Below are 20,728 nucleotides of genomic sequence, written 5' to 3' on the forward strand. Positions count from 1 at the left end.
CCACCTGACCAGGCACTTCGAGCGTCGTGACGCACGAGCCGCCTAGAAGTTCCGGTACCACGCAGCCTTGTATGAGCGACGGCACACCAGTCGGTGCGCCGTCGCTCCGAAAGGGCTCTCACCATGACCGTGGCACTGCTGTCCACCGCAATCTGCGCGGGTGCACTCACCCTCCAGCGCGCCCTCTGCCCGTTGGTCCTCCTGGTCGGCTTCTTGTCAGCGCTGCGCGGCCTGAGTACCCGTGAGCGGGTTTTGGCTTTTCGCGTCTTCGCCCAAGCAGTGGTGGACGTCAGGAAAGGCCACTCGGCTCAACCGGTAGTCGCCACCATTCCGTGGACTTGAAGCACCCCATGAGCCAGTGGGCTTCCGCGCTGTTGAGAATGACACCGCCGATCATCGGGATGGGAGCGAAGCAGAGCATCTGCTCCTGAATGCGCACCGGAGACCAGTCGAGGTCGTGATGAAGCAGGACCGCGGACGGCTCCCCACGCTGCTGCCAGAAGATCATGGGTTCGCCGTACTCGTTCTCGAAGGGTTTGACCATGTCGTTCGGACCGAACTCGACATCCGCCATGTCCGCCCACCGGCCAACCCCTTGACGCTCCCAAACCAGGAAGTTCCGCATGTGCTGCACGAAAGTCCCGATGGTGTCGTCATCGAGCACGGAATCCCTTGAGACGACAACGGACTTCAACGTCTTGCGCAACGCTTCGGCTCGACGGAGCTGACGGGTCGCATTGGCCCAGAAGAGGCCGCCCCGCTCAGGGTCGTGGACTACACAGAGCACCGGAAGCCTGCCATCGCGCCAATTGCCCCCGTGATTCCCGACCGGGACGCGATGGCCCCTCCTGGTGCGCGTCGAGACCCCGCCCTTGACCTGTAGGGCCACGGAGTCCGCTGTGCGCTGACCGTCGTGCACGAACGTGACGTACAAGTCCTCGCCGTGATCGTTGCCGCCGTCGACTTCCTGCACGATGTGCCCGTGCCGCTCCAGCAGCGCACGCACCTCATTCACGGCCATACGTCCAACGCGCCGACTCTCAGGCACCTTTGGCATTCCGCTCCCCCGTTGATTCCGAGGGCAAGGTTAGAACAGCGAGCGAGGCACAAACAGCGTCGGACGATCAAGACAGGTCTGTTTGACTACCGGCTAGCTGAAAGCCGAACCGCCGCTTCCACGCCATGAACGGGTGATCGTCGCCCCCTCGCGCTCAAGCCTCCCCCGAAGGACACTCATAGACCAAGCAGTTGCCGTCGGAGGGGGACGTGACATGCGGGACGGCCATCGGACCGATGCCGAGCGGCTGTTGGCTCGGGCCGTGGAGGAGGAGGTGCGGCGCTCCGGCGGGCGCACCGACGGGCAGGTGCTGCTGGCGCGGTCCCGGGCCGCGCTGGATGCCATGGCGGAGACGGCGGCCGAGGAGTACGCGGCCTATACGGGGGCCCTCGACGAGGCGTCGGCGGGGCAGCTCACCTTCGGGCAGCGCTATGCCAAGGAGGGAGGCCGAACTCCCTTGCTGGTGGCCGGTGTTGGCGCGGTCGCCGCTGTGGTGGCCGACCTCGCGCTCGGTACCGGGACCGGTACGGCCTTCGGTGCCGGCGTGACCGTCGGGGTCGTGGGCGCGGCGGCGACCGTCGTGAAGGTGACCGCCACTCATCTGCCCGCCGCGCATCACCGTGCCGGTGCCGTGAGCCAGCCCGGGGGTCCGGAGCAGTTGCGGTTGCAGTGGCTGACGGCGCTGGAGGTGCGGGGCATCCGGCCGTTCCTGGACCAGCAGCGGGTGCTCGCCGCGTCGACCGGGCCGACGAAGAAGCCGGGGCCGCAGTTGCGCGGTGCGGACAAGAGTGCGGCGGCGCGGAGAAGGAGTGTGCTGGAGCAGTCCTTCGGTCAACTCCCCGACGCGGTGGGCGCGTTCGCCGGGCGGCGGGCCGAGCTGGCCCGTATTCGGCAACTGGTGCAGGCCGCCCGGGCGAGTACGGAGACCCGGCCCACGGTGGTCGTGCTGCACGGTGCGCCGGGTTCGGGGCGGACCAGCCTCGCGGTGCGGGCCGCGCACGATCTGCGGGACCACTTCCGCGGTGCCTGCGTGGTGGACCTGCGCGGCGACAGCCCGGGCGAGCCGCCCTTGCCCACGCGTGATGCCCTGCTGCATCTGCTGAACCGGCTCGGCGCACCCCGCGAGCAGCTGCTCTTCCGTGAGCGGTCCTCGCCCGACCAACAGGTCAAGCGGCTGGGCGAGTTGTACCACCAGCACCTGACCGGGCTGCCGGTGACGATCGTGCTGGACGACGCCTCCGATGTCGCCCAGGTGGCCACACTGGTGCCCGAGCGCTCGGACAGCCTGGTCGTGGTCACCGCCCGCAAGCCTCTCGACCTGCCCGCCGAACTCGCCGCCTGGGTCCACCAGTTGGCGGTGGAGCCGCTGGACGCGGCGGGCTCGGAGGAGCTGTTGGGCGCTGCGGCGCAGGACGGTTCGGAGCCGTACGACGCCGAATCGGCCGACCGGATCAGGGAGTTGTGCGGCGGGCTGCCGCTGGCGCTGCGGATCGCGGGCTCGTCCCTCGGCCCGCGCTCACCGCGCCGACTGGCCACGGATCTCGGCGCGTACGGCCCGGTCGAGCCGGTCGAGCGGGCCCTGTGGCTGCGCTACACCGACCAGTCCGACCCGGCCCGCGCGCTGCTGCGCAGGCTGGCGCTGGCCGGCCGGGCCTCGCTGGGCGCGGCGGCGGCCGCCGCCCTGCTGGGCACGAACGAGGCCGAGGCCACCCGCCACCTGGAGGCCCTCTCCCGGGCGGGCCTCATCGACCACGTCCGCGGCACCCGCTACCGCCTGCACGACCTGGTCCGCGCCTTCGCCCAGGCCCGCCTCCTCGACGAGGAGGAGCCCTCCGAACGTACGGCCGCGCAGGAGCGGTTGATCGTGAACTACGGCGAACTCGCCGACTCCGTACTGCGGTTGGTCGACGGCAACATGTCGACGCGCTCGGACCGCTTCGGCCCGCACGGCTTCACCTCGCTCGACGAGGCGCTGCGCTGGCTGGACGACGAGTCGAGCTTCATCACCTCGACGCTGCGGCACGCGGAGGGCGTCGACCAGGGCGCCGTACTCAATCTGCTGGGCGCGCTGTGCGACTACTGCCTGCTGCGCGGCGACCTCTACCGGCTCGGTGAGATCAGCGAGTTGGCGCAGGCCGTCGACCAGGGGCTGCTGGTCCGCTCGGTGCAGTGGCGCACCGGTATCGCGGCCCGGCAGCTCGGTGAACTCGACAAGGCGCGCACCACGCTCACCTCCGTCGTCGACCTCTACATGGAGGCCCATCACGACGCGGGCGCCGCACGCGCCCTCTGCTCCCTCGGCATCACCCTCCACCACCAGGGCAACCTCACCGAGGCGGCGGCGAAACTCCGCGAGGCCCTCGACCTCCAGGCCCCGCCCCAACTGGCCACGGACCGCGCCTGGACGATGCACGCCCTGGCCGCCGTGGAACGGGATCGCGGCCGACTCCCGGAAGCCATGCGGCTGTTGACCGAGTCCCTGGTCCTGCACCGCGCCGGCGAATCCGTCCACGGCGAGGCCTGGGCCCACTTCCAGCTCGGCCAACTCGGCCTGCGCATGGGCGACATCCCCCGCGCCGAGTCCGAACTCACCACCGCCCTCGGCCTCTACGGCCGCACCCGCGACGCCCGCGGCGAAGCCTGGGCCCTGACCCAGCTGGCCCGCGCCCGCCTCGTCGCCGACGACCCGTCCCCGGCGGTCGACGGACTGCGCCAGGCCGCCGCCCGGCACCGCGACAACGAGGACGCGCGCGGCGAGGCCTGGACGGTCTACTACCTCGGCCAGGCCCTGGAGGAGACCGGCAACCTCGACCTCGCGGTACGCGAGCTGGAACGCTCCCGCACGATGTTCTCCCGCATGCGCGACGTCTACGGCCTCGCCTGCGCCCGGCACCACTCGGCCCGCGCGACCCGCGACCAGCGCGCGGCGCAGACCGGTTCGCTGCGCAACTCCGGGTTCGCCCGCCAGCTCCTCGTCGACGCCCGCGCCGACTTCCAGCGCATCGGCGTCGCCCACGGCGAGGCCTGGACCTGCCTGGAACTCGCGGTCGTCGACGCGGGCAACGCCCGTACCCAACAGGCACTGACGCTGTGCGACGAGGCCGTAGGACTGTTCACCTCGTACGGCGACCGCCGCGGCGAGGACTGGGCCCGCTTCCTGCGCTCCACGCTGCTGCCGTACGCGGCCCCCGGCGGGGTCGAGGTCGGCACGGCGGTCGCGCAGGAGGAACTGGCCCAGCTGTCCCGCACCGGGCACCCGTACCGCGACGCGAAACTCGACGACTACGTGGAGGCGTACCAGCTGCTGCTGGAGCGGGGCGTGAACCTGGACGCGGGCTGGCAGGCGTGGCGGCTGGGCATGGTGCCGAGCCGGCACGCGCGGGAGGTGATGGGGGTGACGGTGTCCGGCACCCCCTGAGCACCCTTCGTGCGGACCGCCGGAGCGGCCGCCTCAGCCCTGCTTGGCCTTGGGTTCGGCCGAGGCGGCGGCCTTGGAGTCGGCCTTCGGCTCGGCGGTCGGCTCGGCCGTCGGGTCCGCGCCCTCCTTGAAGTCGACCTTGTTCATCTGCTTGCTCATGGACTTCATCAGGCCCCAGACGGCCAGGGCCATCACCGCGAACACGATGAAGCCGAGGACGCCGGGGGTGACCTTGTTCTCGTCGACCTCGGCGAGGGGGACCAGGTGCGTCATTGCCAGGGCTGCGCTTGAGCTCATGTCAGGCATTGTCGCGGATGCCCGCAAAGAGGTCGTCCTCGGGGAGGGAGGTGGCGACGAGGGACTTCGCGAGCTCGTACTCCTCGGTCGGCCAGACCTCCTTCTGGATCTCCATCGGCACCCGGAACCAACCGCCGTCGGGGTCGATCTGCGTGGCGTGCGCGAGCAGCGCCTTGTCCCGGATCTCGAAGAACTCGGCGCAGGGAATGTGCGTGGTGAGCGTGCGCTCGACGTGCCCCGACTCGTCCCAGCGCTTGAGCCACTCCTCGTACGGCGACTCCAGGCCGCGCGCCAGCAGCGCGCCGTGCAGGGCCTCGGTGCGCTGCCGGTTGAAGCCCTGGTTGTAGTATAGCTTCTGCGGCTGGTACGCCGGGCCGTACTCCGACTCCGGGTACTTCTCGGTGTCTGTCGCGCCCTCGAACGCCACCATCGAGATCTTGTGGGTCATGATGTGGTCGGGGTGCGGGTAACCGCCGTTCTCGTCATAGGTGGTGATCACCTGCGGACGGAACGCGCGGATCTGCTTCACCAGCTCGCCGGCCGCCTTGTCGACGTCCTCCAGCGCGAAGCAGCCCTCGGGCAGCGGCGGCAGCGGGTCGCCCTCGGGCAGCCCCGAGTCGACGAAGCCGAGCCACTCCTGCTTGATGCCGAGGATCTCGCGGGCCTCGTCCATCTCCTTCTTGCGCACCTCGTGGATGTGCTCCTCGATGTACGTGTCGCCCTGGAGCTTCGGGTTGAGGATGGAGCCGCGCTCCCCGCCCGTGCAGGTCACGACCAGCACGTCCACCCCCTCGGACACATACTTCGCCATGGTGGCCGCGCCCTTGCTCGACTCGTCGTCGGGGTGCGCGTGAACGGCCATCAGTCGCAGCTGGTCAGTCAAGACTCAATCCTCAGTAAGTCGGCGCCCCGGTGTCCTGGGGTGCGATCGGCGGCTTCTATAGTGACCGAATCCGGGGGCGAATAATTCCGGGGGCCCGCTTCTACGGCCCCTTGCCGAAAGGACGATCATGAGTACGGCGAGTGCGCGACTGCCCGAGGGCCGTTACGGCCGCTCGTCGGACGAGCGCGCCGACCACAAACTCAAGATCGCCGGTGCCGTCCTCGCGGCACTGCTGCTCGCCCTCGTCGGGTACTTCGCCTACCACTATGTCGTCGAGGCCAAGATCAGCGCCGAGGTGATCACTTTCCAGGCCTCCGGCAACGAGGTCAAGGTGCATCTTGAAGTCCACAAGGACTCCGGGACCACCGGCTACTGCACCCTGCGCTCCCAGGCCGCCGACCAGTCCGAGGTGGGCCGCGCCGACTTCCACTTCGGCGGCTCCGCGACCCGCATCGACAAGGTCGTCACCCTTCGCACCACGGCCAGGGGCACCACGGCCGAGCTGCTGGGCTGCCACTCCGACTGACGTCACCCTCGTTACGTAGGCGCTGACCAGCATTGACGTATGTCTGACGGCTTATGTCCTCCCCCTGACGCCGTTGAATTGTTAGGCTCGTGGTTTCGCCCTTCCATGAAGGAACATTCTTCTGGGTAGGGCGATGCTTTGTATTCCCAGTACCTACGAGGAGCACCTGTGACCCAGACCAGCGAAGACGTCACCTGGCTCACGCAGGAGGCGTACACCAAGCTCAAGGACGAGCTGGAGTACCTGTCTGGTCCCGCGCGCGCCGAGATCACCGTGAAGATCGCGGCCGCTCGCGAGGAGGGCGACCTGCGCGAGAACGGCGGGTACCACGCGGCCAAGGAGGAGCAGGGCAAGCAGGAGCTCCGCATCCGCCAGCTGACCCAGCTTCTGGAGAAGGCCAAGGTCGGCGAGGCTCCGGCGTCGTCCGACGGCGCGGTCGCGCCCGGCATGGTCGTGACGATCGCCTTCGACGGCGACGAGGACGACACGACGACCTTCCTGCTCGCCTCGCGCGAGTACGCGAGCGCCGACATCGAGACCTACTCGCCGCAGTCCCCGCTGGGCTCCGGCGTGCTCGGCCACAAGGTGGGCGAGGTGGCGCAGTACGAGCTGCCCAACGGCAAGAAGGCCTCGGTGACGATCCTCAAGGCCGAGCCGTACAACGGCTGACCCCTCAGGACCCGCCCTTCGGCGAGCCCCCGGCGGCCTTGCGGCGCCGGGGGCTTCGTCGTGCGCGGGAGCTACCGCGAGGGGCGGTTCCCGGGTCGCCTCAGGCCGTCGCCGAGCGGTACTTCCGCACCGCCAGGGTCCGGAATATGAGGATGATCAGCAGAGAGTAGATCAGCGAGGCCCAGACCGGGTGCACCATGGGCCAGGCGTCGGAGGGCGACTGTCCCGGGTTGGCGAAGAGCACCCGGCAGGCCTGCACGGTGGCGCTGAAGGGGTTCCACTCGGCGATGTGGCGCAGCCAGGGGGTCATGTTGCTGGTGTCCACGAACGCGTTCGAGATGAACGTCACCGGGAACAGCCAGATCAGCCCGCCGGAGGTGGCCGCCTCGGGCGTACGGACGCTGAGCCCGATCAGGGCGCCGATCCAGGTGAACGCGTACCCGAGCAGAAGCAGCAGCCCGAAGGCACCGAGCACCTTGCCCGCGTTGGTGCCCCCGTCCGACCCGACCCGCCAGCCGACCAGCAACGCGACTATCGCGAGGACCAGCAGGGTCAGCGCGGTCTGTACGAGATCCGCGAGCGTCCGCCCGGTCAGCACCGCACCGCGTGCCATGGGCAGCGAACGGAACCGGTCGATCAGGCCCTTGTGCATGTCGTCCGCGATGCCCGCGCCGGAGCTGGCGGTGGCGAACGTGACGGTCTGCGCGAAGATGCCGGCCATCAGGAAGTTCTTGTAGTCGGTGGCGCTCGTGCTGCCGCCGATCTGCATGGAACCGCCGAAGACGTACGTGAACAGCACCACGAACATGATCGGCTGGATGACCCCGAAGATGACCATCTCCGGGATGCGGGACATCCGGATCAGGTTGCGCTTGGCGACGACCAGTGAGTCGTGCACGGACTGACCCAGCGCGCTGCTCGGCGCCGCGATCGGGGTGGCATCGGTGACGGCGCTCACTTCGCGGCCTCCTTCTTGTGCTTGCGGTCCTTGGGGTTGGCTTCCGTGCCGTTCTCATCGGCCTTCTCCTCGGCCAGGTGGCCCGTCAGGGAGAGGAAGACGTCGTCGAGGGTGGGGCGGCGCAGGCCGATGTCGTCGATCTCGATGCCGCGGGAGTCCAGCTCGCGGATCACCTCGGCGAGGAGCTTCGCGCCGCCGGTGACGGGCACGGTGAGCTTGCGGGTGTGTTCCTCGACGGTGGTCTCGCCCTTGCCGAAGCCGAGGAGGACCTCGGAGGCGATCGCGATGTGGTCGCGCTCGTGCACGACGACCTCGACGCGCTCGCCGCCGGTGCGGGCCTTGAGCTGGTCGGAGGTGCCGCGGGCGATGACGCGGCCGTGGTCGACCACCGCGATGTCGTGCGCGAGATGGTCGGCCTCCTCCAGATACTGGGTGGTCAGCAGGAGGGTCGTACCGCCGGAGACGAGCTGTTTGATGACCTCCCACAGCATCTGGCGGTTGCGCGGGTCGAGGCCGGTCGTCGGCTCGTCCATGAACATCACCGGCGGGGAGACGACGAGTGCCGCCGCCAGGTCGAGCCGGCGGCGCATGCCTCCGGAGTAGGTCTTGGCCGTGCGGTCGGCGGCGTCCATGAGGTTGAACTGGTCGAGCAGTTGGTCGGCCCGGGCCTTCGCGGCCTTGGCCTTCATCTGGTAGAGCTGGCCGACCATTTGAAGGTTCTCCCGGCCGGTCAAGTACTCGTCGACCGCGGCGAACTGGCCGGAGAGGCCGATGGAGCGCCGTACCTCGTTGGGCTGCTTCAGCACGTCCAGGCCGGCCACGATCAGCTTGCCGCTGTCGGGGCGCAGCAGCGTGGTCAGGCAGCGGACGGCGGTCGTCTTGCCCGCGCCGTTGGGCCCGAGGAGGCCCAGCACGGTGCCCTCGGGGACATCGAGGTCGACGCCGTCCAGAGCTTTCACATCGCCGAAGGTTTTCACCAGGCCTTCGGCATAGATGGCGCCTGGCATATCAGTCTCCACGTCGTCGGGGATTCTTTGAAAAGCCTAGGTTTGTGTCTTTTGTTCTGCCCATGGAAGCGGCATGCTGCTGCCTGCGGGCGACACGAGACACACCATAACGCGATGTATCGCGTCTCTCAACGGATTTTCTCGAACGAGTGATGGGACGGGTGAGGAGACGGGTGGGGAACGGGCTCCGACCTCAGTCGATGACCGTGTAGCCCGCCTCGCGCAGGGCGTGGCCGACCTCGGCGCAGTGCACCGGACCCTTCGTCTCCAGATGCAGCTCGACCTCCGCCTCCGTGAGCCCGAGCCGCGGATCGGTCCGGACGTGGCTCACATCGAGGACGTTAGCGTCGACCACTGACAACACCCCGAGAAGCGTCGCGAGGGCGCCCGGCCGGTCCGTCAGCCGCAGCGTCACGGCCAGGTAGCGGCCCTGCGCGGACATGCCGTGGCGCAGGATGCGGTTGAGCAGCAGCGGGTCGACGTTCCCGCCGGACAGCAGCGCGACGACCGGTCCCTCGAAGCCCTTCGGATCGCTCAGCAGCGCCGCGACCGGGCTGGCACCGGCCGGTTCGACGACCAGCTTGGCCCGCTCCAGGCAGAGCAGCAGCGCGGCGGACAGCTCGTCCTCGGTGACCGTGCGGACCTCGTCCACCAGGTCGGCGACGATCGAGAACGGCACGTCACCGGGGCGTCCGACCTTGATGCCGTCGGCCATCGTCGCCGGGTTCCGGACCGACACGGGGCGCCCGGCGGCCAGTGAGGGCGGGAACGCGGCCGCGCCCGCCGCCTGGACGCCCACGATCCGCACGTCGGGCCGCAGCGCCTTCACGGCGACCGCGACACCGGCCGCGAGTCCGCCGCCGCCGATCCCGACGACGATCGTGCGCACTTCCGGGCACTGGTCCAGGATCTCCAGGCCGACCGTGCCCTGGCCCGCGATGATGTCCGGGTGATCGAAGGGGTGGATGAACACCGCGCCCGTCTCGTGGGCGTACTCCTGCGCGGCGTGCAGCGTCTCGTCGACCACGTGGCCGTGCAGGCGCACTTCCGCGCCGTACTCCTTGGTGGCGCTGATCTTCGGTAGGGGTGCGCCCTTGGGCATGAACACCGTGGAGCGCACGCCCAGGAGTGCGGAGGCCAGCGCGACGCCCTGGGCGTGGTTGCCGGCGCTCGCGGCGACGACACCGGCGGCGCGCTCCTCGGGGAGCAGGCCGGCGATACGGACGTAGGCGCCGCGGAGTTTGAAGGAGCCGGTGCGCTGGAGGTTCTCGCACTTGAAGTGCACCGGTGAGCCGACGAGCTGGGTGAGGTGCCTGCTGCCTTCCATGGCGGTCACTCGCGCCACGCCCGTGAGCATCTTCTGGGCGCCGCGCACATCGTCGAGGGTGACGGGTCGCAAGGAGTCAGCCGTGCTGTAGCTCATGACTCAAGCATCGCAGTTCACAGGCGCACGCCACGGCTGTGACCAACCTCCGAGACTGGTTTGCGCAGCGCCGGTACGGCCTGCCTTCCGGCCGCGTACCCTGTCCCCCAACCCAGCACCCCCTTCATGAAGCGAGCCCCCGGCCATGCCCACAACACCTGAAATGTCGATGGACATGACGACCGTCGGTGAACCCGGTCTCCTCGACACGCTGCAGCACGAGGTGGCGGTGTTCGCGCGCCGTGCCGAACAGACCCGGCTCGGCGGAGTCGGACAGGTGCGCAACTCCATGGACCGCGCCGCGTATCTGCTGCTCAACCGCCTGGACAAGGAAGGTCCGATGGGCGTCAAGGCGCTCGCCGCGAGCATGGGGATCGACTCCTCGACGGTCACCCGGCAGGTGGCGCCGCTCGTCGACACCGGGCTCGTGAAGCGCACCTCGCACCCCGAGGACGGCCGCGCGGTGGTGCTGCAGCTGTCCCCGCGCGGGCAGTCGCGACTGGAGGAAGTCCGGTCGTCCAGGCGTCAGTTGATGGACGAGCTGACACACGACTGGGCGCCGGAGGAGCGCGAGGCGTTCTGCGCGCTCCTCACACGCTTCAACAGCGCCCTCTCCGCGCGGATGGCCGTCCCGGGCACCGATACACCGTCGGCTTCCTGAAGGACGCGGGTTCCGAAGGACGCGGGTTCCTGAAGGACGTGGCTTCCTGAACGGCTCGGGCACACGCGCGTGATGCCCGACTCCCGCCTTTCGTACCGAACTCTTGACCTCGCGACGGCCCTGGCCTCATATGAAACCGGGTCCTTCAGGGGGGAGGCGGCGCGGTGCGAGAACGGCAGGCGTTCCAAGACGCCCGTCGTGCCCGGGAGTTCGAGGCGTTCGTCGCGGGCGCGGCAGGGCGGCTGCTGCATGCCGCCACGCTGCTCACCGCGGAGGCCCCGGACGACAACCCGCGCGCGCGGCGTCTGTTGACGCTGTCCCTGGCACACACGTACGCGTGCTGGGACCGGCTGCGCGGTGAGGACCCGTACGACCGCGCCCGCCAGTACCTGGCCACCCGGTTCGCCCGCGGGGCCTGGCACCAGTACGGCGGTCTCGGGCGGGCCCGGCCCCACCCCGACAGTCCGCTGGGCGTCCTCGTGCCCCAGGAGCGGCTGATCGTCGTCCTCAGGTTGTACGAGGGGGTCGCCGAGGAACAGGCCGCCGCGCTGCTCGGACTGCCCGTGGAACGGGTCCGGGCGATCTGCGAGCGGGCGACGGCGACACTGCTGCATCCGCCGCGCGGTCCGGCACCGAAGGTGGCCGGGGCCAACGTGGTGCCGTCATGACGACGTGGGGCGGAGGTACGCGCGCGTGAACAGGCCCGAGCGGGAGTCGGCCGTACGGCAGATCATGGAGCGGACTCCGCCGCAGGTGCCGCCGGAGCTGTACGCGGAGGTCGTGCGGCGCGGCGGGCGGATGCTGCGCCGCCGCAGGGCCGCCCGGCGGTTGATGTGGCTGCTGTTGTGGTCGGCGGTCGTGGCGTTCACCGTGTGGGCGCTGATGGTGCATCCCTGGGTGGAGCCGCCGTCGGAGACGACTCCACCGCTGACGGGTTGGTGAGAGCGGCCGGGGGCTAGCCCAGGGCCTGCTGCAGGTCCTCCAGGAGGTCCTGCACGTTCTCGATGCCCACGGAGAGGCGGACCAGGTCGCCGGGGACCTCCAGGGCCGAGCCGGCCACGGACGCGTGCGTCATGCGTCCCGGGTGCTCGATCAGGGACTCGACGCCGCCCAGGGACTCGCCGAGTGTGAACACCTTGGCGCGGTTGCAGACCTCGACGGCCGCCTCCTCGCCGCCCTCGACCTGGAAGGAGATCATGCCGCCGAAGGACCGCATCTGCTTGGCGGCGACCTCGTGACCGGGGTGGTCCGGGAGACCCGGGTAGAGAACGCGGGTCACGCGTGCGTGCCGGGTCAGCATGTCGGCGATCTTCGTGGCGTTCTCGCTGTGCCGGTCCATGCGCACCGACAGCGTCTTCGCGCCGCGCAGCACCAGCCAGGAGTCGAAGGGCCCGGCGACCGCGCCCATCGCGTTCTGGTGGTACGCGAGTTCGTCGCCGAGCGCCTCGTCGGCCGCGATCAGCGCACCGCCGACGACGTCCGAGTGACCGCCCATGTACTTGGTCAGGGAGTGCACGACGACGTCCGCGCCGAGGGCCAGCGGCTGCTGGAGGTACGGCGTCGCGAAGGTGTTGTCGACGACGAGCTTCGCGCCGGCGTCCCGGGCGATCTGGGCGACGACCGCGATGTCGGTGATGCCGAGCAGCGGGTTCGAGGGGGTCTCCACCCAGACGACCTTGGTCTTCGGGGTGAGGGCCGCCCGTACCGACGCCGGGTCGCTGGTGTCGGCGACCGACCACTCGACGCCCCACCGGGAGACGACCTTCGCGAAGAGCCGGAAGGTGCCGCCGTACGCGTCGTTCGGGATGACGACGTGGTCGCCGGGGCTGAGCAGCGTACGCAACAGGCAGTCCTCGGCCGCCAGTCCGGACGCGAACGCGAGGCCGCGGCGGCCGCCCTCCAGGGCGGCGAGGTTCTCTTCCAGGGCGGTCCTGGTGGGATTGGCGCTACGGCTGTACTCGTAGCCGCCGCGCAGACCGCCGACGCCGTCCTGCTTGTAGGTCGAGACCTGGTAGATCGGCGGGACGACCGCGCCGGTCAGGGGATCGGCGGTGTTGCCCGCGTGGATCGCGAGGGTCTCGAAGTGCTGACTGATGTGCCTGTCGCTCATGAGGACCGAGGGTAGTGCGCCTGCGGGGTGGACGACGATCCGGAGATTTTCCGCGGGGTCGCGGGCGCCTGGCGGCGGAGACTTTCTGCGGGGCTGCGGGGACCGGACGGCGGAAACTTTCCGCAGCGCCGCGGGCGCCGGACTGCGGAGATTTGCCACGACGCCGCAGTGGCCGGGCGGCGGAAACTTTCCGCGACGCTGTGGGCACAGGACAGCGGAGATTTGCCACGACGCCGCGGGCGCCGGACGGCGGAGACCATCTGCGGCGCCGCAGTGGCTGGGCGGCGGATCGACCTGGTCGGCCTCGACGTACGCCTGGCCATCGCCGACTACGTTTCCCCAGTGCCGCAGGAGCAGGGCGGCGGACGTTTTCCACAGGGGCGAGAGACGGGACGGCGGCGGTTTTCCACAGGGCGGTGGACCGGGTTGGCCAATTGTCGGACGCGTCTGGTTCGCTTGTGGCATGGAGATTCTCTGGGTCCTGATGGCGCTGGTCATGCTGGGCTTCGTGCTGGTCCCGTTCCTGCGGCGCAGGCGCGGGATGATCGGGCAGGTCCCGCCGGGCCATCCGGACGCCGCGGACCCGGCGACGTACGGCTTCGCACCCGAGGAGGAGCTGGACATCCGCATGCCCGGCCCCGACCAGGACCTGCTGGACGTCCTCGACCTGGTGCAGCGCACACAGGACTACCGCGCGGCGATGCAGCTGCTGGCCGGCACGGAGATCTCGGGCGAGCTGCGCTGGCAGCGCGTGCAGGCCTTCGCGGGTGCGGCCTCGCTGGAGCTGCAGCAGCGGCCCGGCGGGGTCAGCGAGACGCCGGGCGGACAGTGGCTGCGGGTGTGGCGGCTGGAGCACCCGAAGGACGCGGGCGGCGCGGCCGTGCACGCGGAGTTCCTGGTGCAGCAGGCGTGGCGTACGTCGACGCGGGGGACGGACGAGTTCCGGATCATCATGGAGGAGGCGAAGGACGCCTGCTGGCAGGCCGCGCTGCTCTCCCCCGGTGACCCGGTCCCGTACATCGTCGAGCTGTCGGTGGCACGCGGACTGACGTATCCGCAGCCGGAGTTCGAGAAGCTGTGGCTGAAGATCCTGGACCGCGCGCCGGCCCACATGGGAGCGCATCTGGCGGCGCTGCACTACTGGTGCGAGAAGTGGCACGGTTCGCGTCAGCTGGCGAACTCGTTCGCGGAGGCGGCCGCCGCGCGCGCCCCGCAGGGTTCCCTGCTCGCCGCGATGCCGCTCTTCGCGGTGTTCGAGCACCTCCCCGAGGTGAACCTGGTCAGCAGCTTCTACCAGAGCGAGGTCGTCGAGAAGGCGATCCACGGCGCGCTCTTCGCCGTCCACGCGGCCCGCCCCGACGACCCGATGCTGGCGCACGTCCGCCATCTCCTGGTCTTCTTCCTGGTCCGCGCGGAACGCTGGTCCGAGGCGATGAACCAGCTCATACACATCGACGGCCACGTCGGGGCCCTCCCCTGGACGCTCTCCCCCGACCCGGCGGCGGAGTTCGCGGTGTACCGCGCGCTGGCGGTGGCGGGATACGAGGCGAACGGCGGGAGCCCGGCGAGCCTGCCGCACTGAGCGACGAGCCTGCCGCACTGAGCGTCCCGGGAGCGGGGGGCAGCGTCCCGGGACCGGGGACCGTCCACGCGGCGGCCGTGCGAGAGACGGTCGAAGTTCGCAAGCCGGGCGGAATTCTCGGCGGCCCCCGCCCGTTCAGCAGGTGCGGACCCCCGTTGAGGCCCGATTGGAGATCGTATGTTCCTGCACAGTCGCACGCCCCAACTGCCCACTCGCGAACAGGCTTTGCAGGGCCGGCCGCAGCCGGTGTTCACGGTCCCCGATCGGCACACGATCCTCCGCACCCCGCTGCTCGGCCCCTACCCCGAGCACGTGGAGATCGCCGACTTCGCACTGGGCTGCTTCTGGGGCGCGGAGCGTACGTTCTGGCAGCTCCCGGCGGGGGTGTGGACGACGCTGGTCGGTTACCAGGGCGGCTACACGGAGAACCCCACGTACGAGGAGGTCTGCTCGGGCCTGACCGGGCACACCGAGGTGGTCCGTGTGGTGTACGACCCGGAGCTGATCTCGTACGAGAGGCTGCTGAAGACGTTCTGGGAGTCGCACAACCCGACCCAGGGTTTCCGCCAGGGCAACGACGTGGGCACGCAGTACCGTTCGGCGATCCACACCCACACCCCCGAGCAGGCAGCCGCGGCGGAAGCGTCCCGCGCGGCCTACCAGCGGGTCCTCACGGGCTCGCGGTTCGGCACGATCAGCACGGAGATACTCCCGGCGGAGGGCCGGGTGTTCTACCCGGCCGAGAGTTACCACCAGCAGTACCTCGACAAGAATCCGGCGGGCTACTGCGGGATCGGCGGGACCGGGGTGTCCTGCCCGATCGGCGTGGCGCCGGCCGATGGCTGACGGCACCGCGCCCACCGCGCAGCAGGCGTTCGCCTCGCTGATGCGCGCACGGATCGCTCCCGCTCTGCGCGCGCTCGGGTTCAAGGGTTCGGGGCAGACGTACGAACTGCCCCATCTGGAGACCTGGGCTCTCATCGGCTTCCAGAAGGCCGCGCGCCAGACGGCGGGGCGGGTCGAGTTCACTCTGAATGTGACCGTGGCCGACAAGCTGGGCTGGGCCCAGGCCCGCAGACGTGAGCCGCACCTGCCCGCCCGTCCCAGCCCGAACACGGTGTACGGCCCGGCTGCCTGGCACAGCCGGATAGGGAGTCTCCTCCCGGCGGACCGCGACACCTGGTGGACGATCACGGCCACGACCGACCCGGAGCCTGTCGCCCGCGGAGTCATCAGCGCGGTGACGGAGTACGCGCTGCCGGCCATCCGGGAGCGGCGCCGTTCCTGAGCGGGGGTCGGCTGTACCGGCCCCGGCCGGGCGGAATCCGTGCGGTCAGCAGTCAGCAGTCAGCAGTCAGCAGTCAGTCGAACGCCACCACGAGGCGGACCCCGTCGTCCCCGAAGCGACCTGCCAGGGCCTTCATCACGGCGAAGACATGGGTCCAGTGGGTCTCCGGCCCCAGGACCGCGCCGATCGTCAACTGCTCGCACGTGCAGGCCAGTTCGCCGACAGTGGAGAGGACCTCGGCCAGCTCCGCCCAGCTCACCCAACTCGCGCCGGACAGATCGCCCGGTACGACCCAACTACCCAGTGTCGAGCGCATCCCGCTCGACAGATCGGCGGGAAGACCCCGCCCGGGTGCGAGCGGTCGGAAACCCGCGGAGTTGCGCACCCCGAAGAGACAGCCGAAGGCCAGGTAGTCGCGTTCGTCGTACAGCGGCCAGAGATCCATGGCGGCCACCCACGGCTCGCCGTCGTAGTGGTCGGTACCGGCGCCGGGATGACGGAACTCGATACCGCCCTGGATGTCCGTGCCCACGACGCCGCACCCTAACAGCGCTGGTCCGGCCCATGGACAGGGCCCTAATCCACGTCGATGCCGAAGTCCCGGACGAGTTCCTCCAGGCCGCCGGTGTAGCCCTTGCCGCCGAGGACGAAGTCCCAGTCGCCGTTCGACCGGCGGCGGAACGAGCCGAGTACCAGGGCGGTTTCGCGTGGCCGGCCGTCGGAGACGTCGAGTCGTCCCAGTTCGTTCAGGCCGGGGTCGCGCAGGTGGATGCAGGCGTCCGTGAAGCCGGAGAGGTCCGCCCCGGGATTCGCCTCCGGGTCGACGGCTGCCACGAGGACGAAGCGGTCGGCCTCGTCCGGCAGGCCGTCGAAGGAGACGCGGATCGCGGCCTTGTCGGGTGCCGTGGGAGAGAGAGCGCGGACCGAACCGTCCGCTGTCCGGGGGTTGTTGAAGAAGACGAAGTGCTCGTCGCTGAGGACACGGTTGCCCCGGCACACGAGGGCGCACACGTCCAGGACGACGCTCCCGGTCCACGACATGCCCAGGACGTTGTAGTCGTTGTCGTTGTTGTAGTCGTCGGGCAGCCGGGGGTCCGCAGTGGACGGCACCGGCGGCCGCGCCGGAGCCCGCCGGGCCGGGTCGCCCAGGCGCCCGCGCAGGCCGTGGCGATGCAGCAGGTCCACGAGTTCCGTGCCCGAGATCAGTTCGAGCGGCTTGCCGTTGGCGAAGGTGTGCGAACCGGGGCCGAAACCCGAGGTCGTCACGAGAACGCCCTTGTTGGCACCGGCGTCCTGGACGGTCCCGTACAGGTCGCGCACGGCGGTGGGCGGAACCGTGTTGCGGTACCGCTTCACCTGGACGACGATCTTGCCGCCCCGGATCGGGGTCGGGTCCAGGGCGTCGACGTCGACGCCTCCGTCGTTGGAGCGCTGCGTAGTGACCGCCTGCATCCCCATCGCCCGGAAGAGCTCGGCGACGAGGTTCTCGAAGAGGATCGGATCCATGTCGTACAGGTCGGGTTCCTCGTCGCCGCCGTGCGCGACGACGCGGTTGCCGACCTCCGCGGGCAGGCGGCTCGGCCGTACCGGTGTCAACTGGTCGGGGCGGGCGGAGAGTTGGCCGCGCAGGGCGTCGGCCAGGCAGCTGCCCGCGTCGACCTGGGCCAGGTGCAGGCCGAGGAAGTCCGAGCGGGACGCCATGACGGTGGCCAGGTACATGTGACCCGGTCGGCCTGTCGTGGGGTCGTGTCCGTCCACGAAGCCGTTCAGGGTCACCGACTCCAGCGCGCCCGGTTCGTCGGCGGCGAAGAGCTGGTGCAGGACGAGCAGCATGCACTGCGCGAGGAGCTCCCGGTACAGGGCCCGGCGCTGCCCCACCGGGCGGAGCGTCTCCTTGTCCTGGTCCGTCCCGGACAGATACCGGACGGACTTGGCCTCGGGAACGACGTCGTAGGCGGGCAACTCCCAGTCCAGCACGAGTTGTCGGGCCGCCGGGTCGTAGGCGGCCGCCACCTGGCGCGGGAAGTCCTCGGGCCACGACGTGGCGGCGTAGAGGGCGCCCGAGAAGTACTCGACCACGGATTCGGGATCGCGGCGCCGCACCCCGTCGGTCACCTCGACGATGCCCGCGTTGTACCGGCGCACCTCGGCCAGCTGGGCGTCGGCCCACTGCTGGTACTCCCGCTGGTAGGCGGCCAGATGGTGCTGCCGCTGGGCCTCCGCCGCCTGGGCTGCCTGCCAGTCCCGCTCGAAGCGCGCCCGCGCCTCGGCCTGCGCCTGCGCCCGACGGCCGGCGGTCCAGCCGCTCTGCGTCTGGTACTGACGGACGTCCGGCATGGGCACGGGCTGCGCCAGCGCTCCCGGCGCGAAGGGCTGGACGTCCTCGGCGCGCAGGAGCGAGGCGGCCCTGAAACCCGGCACCCGACAGCCCGAGGCGAGCAGACCCTGCAACGACGCGACCTGCGCGTCCAGTTCCTCCGTGCGGCGCAGCGCCTCGGCCTGCCGGTACTCACGGTGGCTCTGCGCGGCCTGCCGCTGATAGGCGCGCGCCTGCTGCGCCTCCTGCCGCTGCCTTCGGGCCTCCGCTTGGATCTGGCGCTGCTGCTGCCGTTGGATTTCGGCCCAGACGCCGACAACGCCGGTCGAACGACGACTCATGAGGTGCTGGCCCTCCCCGAGGCACTCCGGCTGTCCCCACAACCAGTTGTAACCAGACGACTCTACTCAGCAATTGCCGTCCCGCATATCCACGCGTCAAGGGCCGGACCTGCCCGATCGGTATCGTGAAGCCCGATGACCGAGCCTCTCCCGCACAACGCCGCCGCCACCCTGCGCGCCCTGCTGACCGGTACCGATCCGGTCGGCGCGGCGCTGCGCGCCCAGATCCCCTACACGCGGGTGACCCGCAGATGCGGGTGCGGCTGCGCGACCGTCGATCTGGACGTCGACCGGGCACAGGCGCCGCCGGCCCCGGCCCACGACAATCCGGCGGCGGACGCCTGGTACGCCGTACCGGACGGCGCCGGGGTCCTGGTGTTCACGGCGGACGGGTATCTAGCGTCCCTGGAGATCTACTCGACCGCCGACGAACCGATCACCGACTGGCCGGAGCCCCGCTTCGCGCAGCTCTGACGTACGACGGCACACCTCGCCACATCGTCAACTGTCAAGCATTTCGACCTCGTTCAGAATGAACGGCGGTCGCGCCCGGCCCGCCCTACGATCCCGCACATGTTGATTCGTCGCGCACTACGGATGATCATCGTGCTCGCTGTGGCCCTCGCCGGAGCGATCGGGGGTGGGGTGGGGACGGCCCAGGCCGAGGGGAACCGGGCTTCGTACGATCGGCAACTGCTGTTCTACAACCACTCGTTCGGGGTCTTCGACCGGGAGACCGCCGACGCCATCGAACACTCCGCCTACTTGCGGGAGTTCGCCAACTTCCAGGTCCGCACCACGACCGGCAGTGGCGGCCAGGTCTGGACCGGCCGCTATCTGATGGGCCGCGAGACCTATCTGGAACTGCTCGGAATCGGTGACGTCCCCGGCCAGGACGGCACCCTCGGCGCCGCCGGACTGGGCCTCTCCGTCGAACACGCGGGAGACCTGGCGACCGTCAAGGAGCGGCTGAAGGACGAGGAAGTCACGCCCGTCGACTTCCTCCAGACCAAGGACTTCGGCGACGGTGTGCCCGTGCCGTGGTTCGACGCCGTCCTCACGACCGAGGAGTACGACGGCTTCGACGCCTGGGGAATGGAGTACCGGCCGGAGTACTTCGCCGACCCGCGCAGCAACACCGAGCCGCCGAGCTTCCCCGGTGACGTCGGCCGGGAGCGCTACCTCCCCGACGACTACCGCACCCACCTCATGCGGGACGTGACCTCCGTCCGCATCGCGATCACCGCGGGCGACCTCGCCGACACCGTGCCGCTGCTGCGGGCGGGCGGCTTCACCGTCCGGACCGTGACGGGCGGGGGCGTCGTCGCGGAGGGCGGCGGGACGACGATCCGGCTCGACGTCGCCACGCGCGCACAGGCCGGTTACCAGCAGGTCGACATGTCGCTCAACCGGCCCGTGAAGGACCGGCACGTGGAGCGGATCGGCAACTCGACCCTCACGGTCGGCCCCGGCAGCCGTGCGGTGTGGACGTTCGCCAAGAACGGCACCAGCTAGCCGGCGCCCCTTCACCGATGAGTGCGCCCCCTTTCACCGAAGAAAGGGGGCGCACACCTGTGGCACCGCTACGGTCGCGTCCCGCCTCGGTGTCAGCCCTCCGTGCGGGCCGGCAGTCGCCATCCCGGGCGCGGGAAGTGGCAGGTGTAGCCGTCCGGGTACTTCTGGAGGTAGTCCTGGTGCTCCGGCTCGGCCTCCCAGAAGGGGCCGACCGGCTCCACCTCGGTGACGACCTTGCCCGGCCACAGGCCCGACGCATCGACGTCCGCGATGGTGTCCTCGGCGATGCGCTTCTGCTCGTCGTCCACGTAGTAGATCGCCGAGCGGTAGCTGAGGCCGATGTCGTTGCCCTGGCGGTTCTTGGTGCTCGGGTCGTGGATCTGGAAGAAGAACTCCAGGAGCGCGCGGTAGTCGGTCCGCTCCGGGTCGTAAAGGATCTCGATGGCCTCGGCGTGCGTGCCGTGGTTACGGTACGTCGCGTTCGGCACATCCCCGCCGGTGTAGCCGACCCGGGTCGCCGTCACGCCCGGGAGCCGGCGGACCAGCTCCTCCATCCCCCAGAAGCATCCGCCCGCCAGCACGGCCCTCTGCGTCTGCGCAGCCATTGCGACCCTCCAATTTCCGTCAGCTCGATCACGGGGTCGGTTCGGTCACTCGGCACGTACGTCACCGGCAT

Annotated in this window: 21 protein-coding genes; 11 read left to right on the forward strand and 10 right to left on the reverse strand. The window is 70.0% G+C overall.

Features of this window, described 5'->3' with window-relative positions:
* Window positions 1-289 precede the first annotated feature (289 nt).
* Entirely contained in the window at window positions 290-1,021 is a 732-nt protein-coding gene (locus ACIBK4_RS05105) for a DUF4365 domain-containing protein (RefSeq protein ID WP_398992214.1), read from the reverse strand.
* A 250-nt stretch (window positions 1,022-1,271) separates the two neighbouring features.
* On the opposite strand from ACIBK4_RS05105, the gene ACIBK4_RS05110 reads away from it, so the two are divergent.
* Window positions 1,272-4,475 (forward strand): tetratricopeptide repeat protein, encoded by a 3,204-nt coding sequence (locus tag ACIBK4_RS05110; RefSeq protein ID WP_398992216.1) that lies wholly within the window; start codon window positions 1,272-1,274, stop codon window positions 4,473-4,475.
* A 33-nt stretch (window positions 4,476-4,508) separates the two neighbouring features.
* Here the strand turns inward: ACIBK4_RS05110 and ACIBK4_RS05115 are convergent, their stop codons facing one another.
* Both ACIBK4_RS05115 and mca read right to left on the reverse strand, forming a co-directional pair.
* A complete protein-coding gene (locus ACIBK4_RS05115; protein WP_398992219.1) occupies window positions 4,509-4,781 on the reverse strand; it encodes a hypothetical protein in 273 nt (90 codons plus the stop codon).
* Entirely contained in the window at window positions 4,774-5,634 is an 861-nt protein-coding gene (mca, locus tag ACIBK4_RS05120; protein WP_398992951.1) for a mycothiol conjugate amidase Mca, read from the reverse strand. The genes ACIBK4_RS05115 and mca overlap by 8 nt, the downstream gene beginning before the upstream one ends.
* Window positions 5,635-5,782: 148 nt before the next feature.
* On the opposite strand from mca, the gene ACIBK4_RS05125 reads away from it, so the two are divergent.
* Together ACIBK4_RS05125 and greA are read left to right on the forward strand one after the other, a co-directional pair.
* Entirely contained in the window at window positions 5,783-6,181 is a 399-nt protein-coding gene (locus tag ACIBK4_RS05125) for a DUF4307 domain-containing protein (protein ID WP_398992221.1), read from the forward strand.
* A 168-nt stretch (window positions 6,182-6,349) separates the two neighbouring features.
* On the forward strand, window positions 6,350-6,850 hold the full coding sequence (greA, locus tag ACIBK4_RS05130) for a transcription elongation factor GreA (RefSeq protein ID WP_366431302.1): 501 nt from the start codon (window positions 6,350-6,352) through the stop codon (window positions 6,848-6,850).
* A 100-nt stretch (window positions 6,851-6,950) separates the two neighbouring features.
* Here greA and ACIBK4_RS05135 read toward each other — a convergent pair whose 3' ends face one another.
* The 3 genes from ACIBK4_RS05135 to ilvA all read right to left on the reverse strand — a co-directional run bounded on the left by ACIBK4_RS05135 (window position 6,951) and on the right by ilvA (window position 10,238).
* Window positions 6,951-7,808 (reverse strand): ABC transporter permease, encoded by an 858-nt coding sequence (locus ACIBK4_RS05135; protein WP_398992223.1) that lies wholly within the window; start codon window positions 7,806-7,808, stop codon window positions 6,951-6,953.
* Entirely contained in the window at window positions 7,805-8,815 is a 1,011-nt protein-coding gene (locus tag ACIBK4_RS05140) for an ATP-binding cassette domain-containing protein (RefSeq protein ID WP_398992225.1), read from the reverse strand. The genes ACIBK4_RS05135 and ACIBK4_RS05140 overlap by 4 nt, the downstream gene beginning before the upstream one ends.
* Before the next feature lie 193 nt (window positions 8,816-9,008).
* The gene (gene ilvA, locus ACIBK4_RS05145) at window positions 9,009-10,238 is read right to left on the reverse strand and encodes a threonine ammonia-lyase (protein WP_398992227.1); all 1,230 of its coding nucleotides are present in this window, start codon (window positions 10,236-10,238) and stop codon (window positions 9,009-9,011) included.
* A gap of 163 nt (window positions 10,239-10,401) precedes the next feature.
* Between ilvA and ACIBK4_RS05150 the strand changes: the two genes are divergently transcribed.
* The 3 genes from ACIBK4_RS05150 (at window position 10,402) to ACIBK4_RS05160 (ending at window position 11,841) form a co-directional block, all read left to right on the forward strand.
* Complete coding sequence (locus tag ACIBK4_RS05150) at window positions 10,402-10,899, forward strand: MarR family transcriptional regulator (RefSeq protein WP_366431299.1); 498 nt, start codon at window positions 10,402-10,404, stop codon at window positions 10,897-10,899.
* Window positions 10,900-11,063: 164 nt separating this feature from the next.
* On the forward strand, window positions 11,064-11,567 hold the full coding sequence (locus ACIBK4_RS05155) for a sigma factor-like helix-turn-helix DNA-binding protein (RefSeq protein WP_398992229.1): 504 nt from the start codon (window positions 11,064-11,066) through the stop codon (window positions 11,565-11,567).
* Between the two features lie 25 nt (window positions 11,568-11,592).
* The gene (locus ACIBK4_RS05160) at window positions 11,593-11,841 is read left to right on the forward strand and encodes a hypothetical protein (protein ID WP_366431297.1); all 249 of its coding nucleotides are present in this window, start codon (window positions 11,593-11,595) and stop codon (window positions 11,839-11,841) included.
* A 13-nt stretch (window positions 11,842-11,854) separates the two neighbouring features.
* Here ACIBK4_RS05160 and ACIBK4_RS05165 read toward each other — a convergent pair whose 3' ends face one another.
* Entirely contained in the window at window positions 11,855-13,009 is a 1,155-nt protein-coding gene (locus tag ACIBK4_RS05165; protein ID WP_366431296.1) for a cystathionine gamma-synthase, read from the reverse strand.
* 463 nt (window positions 13,010-13,472) lie between these two features.
* Between ACIBK4_RS05165 and ACIBK4_RS05170 the strand changes: the two genes are divergently transcribed.
* The 3 genes from ACIBK4_RS05170 to ACIBK4_RS05180 all read left to right on the forward strand — a co-directional run bounded on the left by ACIBK4_RS05170 (window position 13,473) and on the right by ACIBK4_RS05180 (window position 15,879).
* Window positions 13,473-14,591: a hypothetical protein gene (locus tag ACIBK4_RS05170; protein ID WP_398992232.1), complete on the forward strand. Its 1,119-nt coding sequence runs from the start codon at window positions 13,473-13,475 to the stop codon at window positions 14,589-14,591.
* A gap of 177 nt (window positions 14,592-14,768) precedes the next feature.
* On the forward strand, window positions 14,769-15,437 hold the full coding sequence (gene msrA / locus ACIBK4_RS05175) for a peptide-methionine (S)-S-oxide reductase MsrA (RefSeq protein WP_398992234.1): 669 nt from the start codon (window positions 14,769-14,771) through the stop codon (window positions 15,435-15,437).
* Window positions 15,430-15,879: a DUF4304 domain-containing protein gene (locus tag ACIBK4_RS05180; RefSeq protein WP_398992236.1), complete on the forward strand. Its 450-nt coding sequence runs from the start codon at window positions 15,430-15,432 to the stop codon at window positions 15,877-15,879. Before msrA (ACIBK4_RS05175) ends, ACIBK4_RS05180 begins: the two co-directional genes overlap by 8 nt.
* A 73-nt stretch (window positions 15,880-15,952) precedes the next feature.
* Here ACIBK4_RS05180 and ACIBK4_RS05185 read toward each other — a convergent pair whose 3' ends face one another.
* Together ACIBK4_RS05185 and ACIBK4_RS05190 are read right to left on the reverse strand one after the other, a co-directional pair.
* Window positions 15,953-16,411 (reverse strand): hypothetical protein, encoded by a 459-nt coding sequence (locus ACIBK4_RS05185; RefSeq protein WP_398992238.1) that lies wholly within the window; start codon window positions 16,409-16,411, stop codon window positions 15,953-15,955.
* Between the two features lie 44 nt (window positions 16,412-16,455).
* The gene (locus ACIBK4_RS05190; RefSeq protein ID WP_398992240.1) at window positions 16,456-18,537 is read right to left on the reverse strand and encodes a restriction endonuclease; all 2,082 of its coding nucleotides are present in this window, start codon (window positions 18,535-18,537) and stop codon (window positions 16,456-16,458) included.
* Window positions 18,538-18,672: 135 nt separating this feature from the next.
* Between ACIBK4_RS05190 and ACIBK4_RS05195 the strand changes: the two genes are divergently transcribed.
* Window positions 18,673-19,011: a hypothetical protein gene (locus ACIBK4_RS05195; protein ID WP_398992242.1), complete on the forward strand. Its 339-nt coding sequence runs from the start codon at window positions 18,673-18,675 to the stop codon at window positions 19,009-19,011.
* Window positions 19,012-19,134: 123 nt separating this feature from the next.
* On the forward strand, window positions 19,135-20,052 hold the full coding sequence (locus ACIBK4_RS05200; RefSeq protein WP_398992953.1) for a DUF5829 family protein: 918 nt from the start codon (window positions 19,135-19,137) through the stop codon (window positions 20,050-20,052).
* A 92-nt stretch (window positions 20,053-20,144) separates the two neighbouring features.
* Here the strand turns inward: ACIBK4_RS05200 and msrA (ACIBK4_RS05205) are convergent, their stop codons facing one another.
* Window positions 20,145-20,657, reverse strand: a complete 513-nt coding sequence (gene msrA / locus ACIBK4_RS05205; RefSeq protein ID WP_398992244.1) for a peptide-methionine (S)-S-oxide reductase MsrA — start codon at window positions 20,655-20,657, stop codon at window positions 20,145-20,147.
* Window positions 20,658-20,728: the final 71 nt, after the last annotated feature.

It is taken from the genome of Streptomyces sp. NPDC050528, from assembly GCF_044457795.1.
In the GTDB taxonomy this organism is placed as follows: domain Bacteria; phylum Actinomycetota; class Actinomycetes; order Streptomycetales; family Streptomycetaceae; genus Streptomyces.

Bases quoted from the DNA above. Each gene is read 5' to 3' on its own strand.
- ACIBK4_RS05105 (WP_398992214.1), bottom strand. From the start codon at position 1,021: ATGGCCGTGAATGAGGTGCGTGCGCTGCTGGAGCGGCACGGGCACATC.
- ACIBK4_RS05110 (WP_398992216.1), top strand. From the start codon at position 1,272: ATGCGGGACGGCCATCGGACCGATGCCGAGCGGCTGTTGGCTCGGGCC.
- ACIBK4_RS05115 (WP_398992219.1), bottom strand. From the start codon at position 4,781: ATGCCTGACATGAGCTCAAGCGCAGCCCTGGCAATGACGCACCTGGTC.
- mca (WP_398992951.1), bottom strand. From the start codon at position 5,634: ATGGCCGTTCACGCGCACCCCGACGACGAGTCGAGCAAGGGCGCGGCC.
- ACIBK4_RS05125 (WP_398992221.1), top strand. From the start codon at position 5,783: ATGAGTACGGCGAGTGCGCGACTGCCCGAGGGCCGTTACGGCCGCTCG.
- ACIBK4_RS05140 (WP_398992225.1), bottom strand. From the start codon at position 8,815: ATGCCAGGCGCCATCTATGCCGAAGGCCTGGTGAAAACCTTCGGCGAT.
- ilvA (WP_398992227.1), bottom strand. From the start codon at position 10,238: ATGAGCTACAGCACGGCTGACTCCTTGCGACCCGTCACCCTCGACGAT.
- ACIBK4_RS05150 (WP_366431299.1), top strand. From the start codon at position 10,402: ATGTCGATGGACATGACGACCGTCGGTGAACCCGGTCTCCTCGACACG.
- ACIBK4_RS05165 (WP_366431296.1), bottom strand. From the start codon at position 13,009: ATGAGCGACAGGCACATCAGTCAGCACTTCGAGACCCTCGCGATCCAC.
- ACIBK4_RS05170 (WP_398992232.1), top strand. From the start codon at position 13,473: ATGGAGATTCTCTGGGTCCTGATGGCGCTGGTCATGCTGGGCTTCGTG.
- msrA (WP_398992234.1), top strand. From the start codon at position 14,769: ATGTTCCTGCACAGTCGCACGCCCCAACTGCCCACTCGCGAACAGGCT.
- ACIBK4_RS05180 (WP_398992236.1), top strand. From the start codon at position 15,430: ATGGCTGACGGCACCGCGCCCACCGCGCAGCAGGCGTTCGCCTCGCTG.
- ACIBK4_RS05190 (WP_398992240.1), bottom strand. From the start codon at position 18,537: ATGAGTCGTCGTTCGACCGGCGTTGTCGGCGTCTGGGCCGAAATCCAA.
- ACIBK4_RS05195 (WP_398992242.1), top strand. From the start codon at position 18,673: ATGACCGAGCCTCTCCCGCACAACGCCGCCGCCACCCTGCGCGCCCTG.
- ACIBK4_RS05200 (WP_398992953.1), top strand. From the start codon at position 19,135: ATGATCATCGTGCTCGCTGTGGCCCTCGCCGGAGCGATCGGGGGTGGG.
- msrA (WP_398992244.1), bottom strand. From the start codon at position 20,657: ATGGCTGCGCAGACGCAGAGGGCCGTGCTGGCGGGCGGATGCTTCTGG.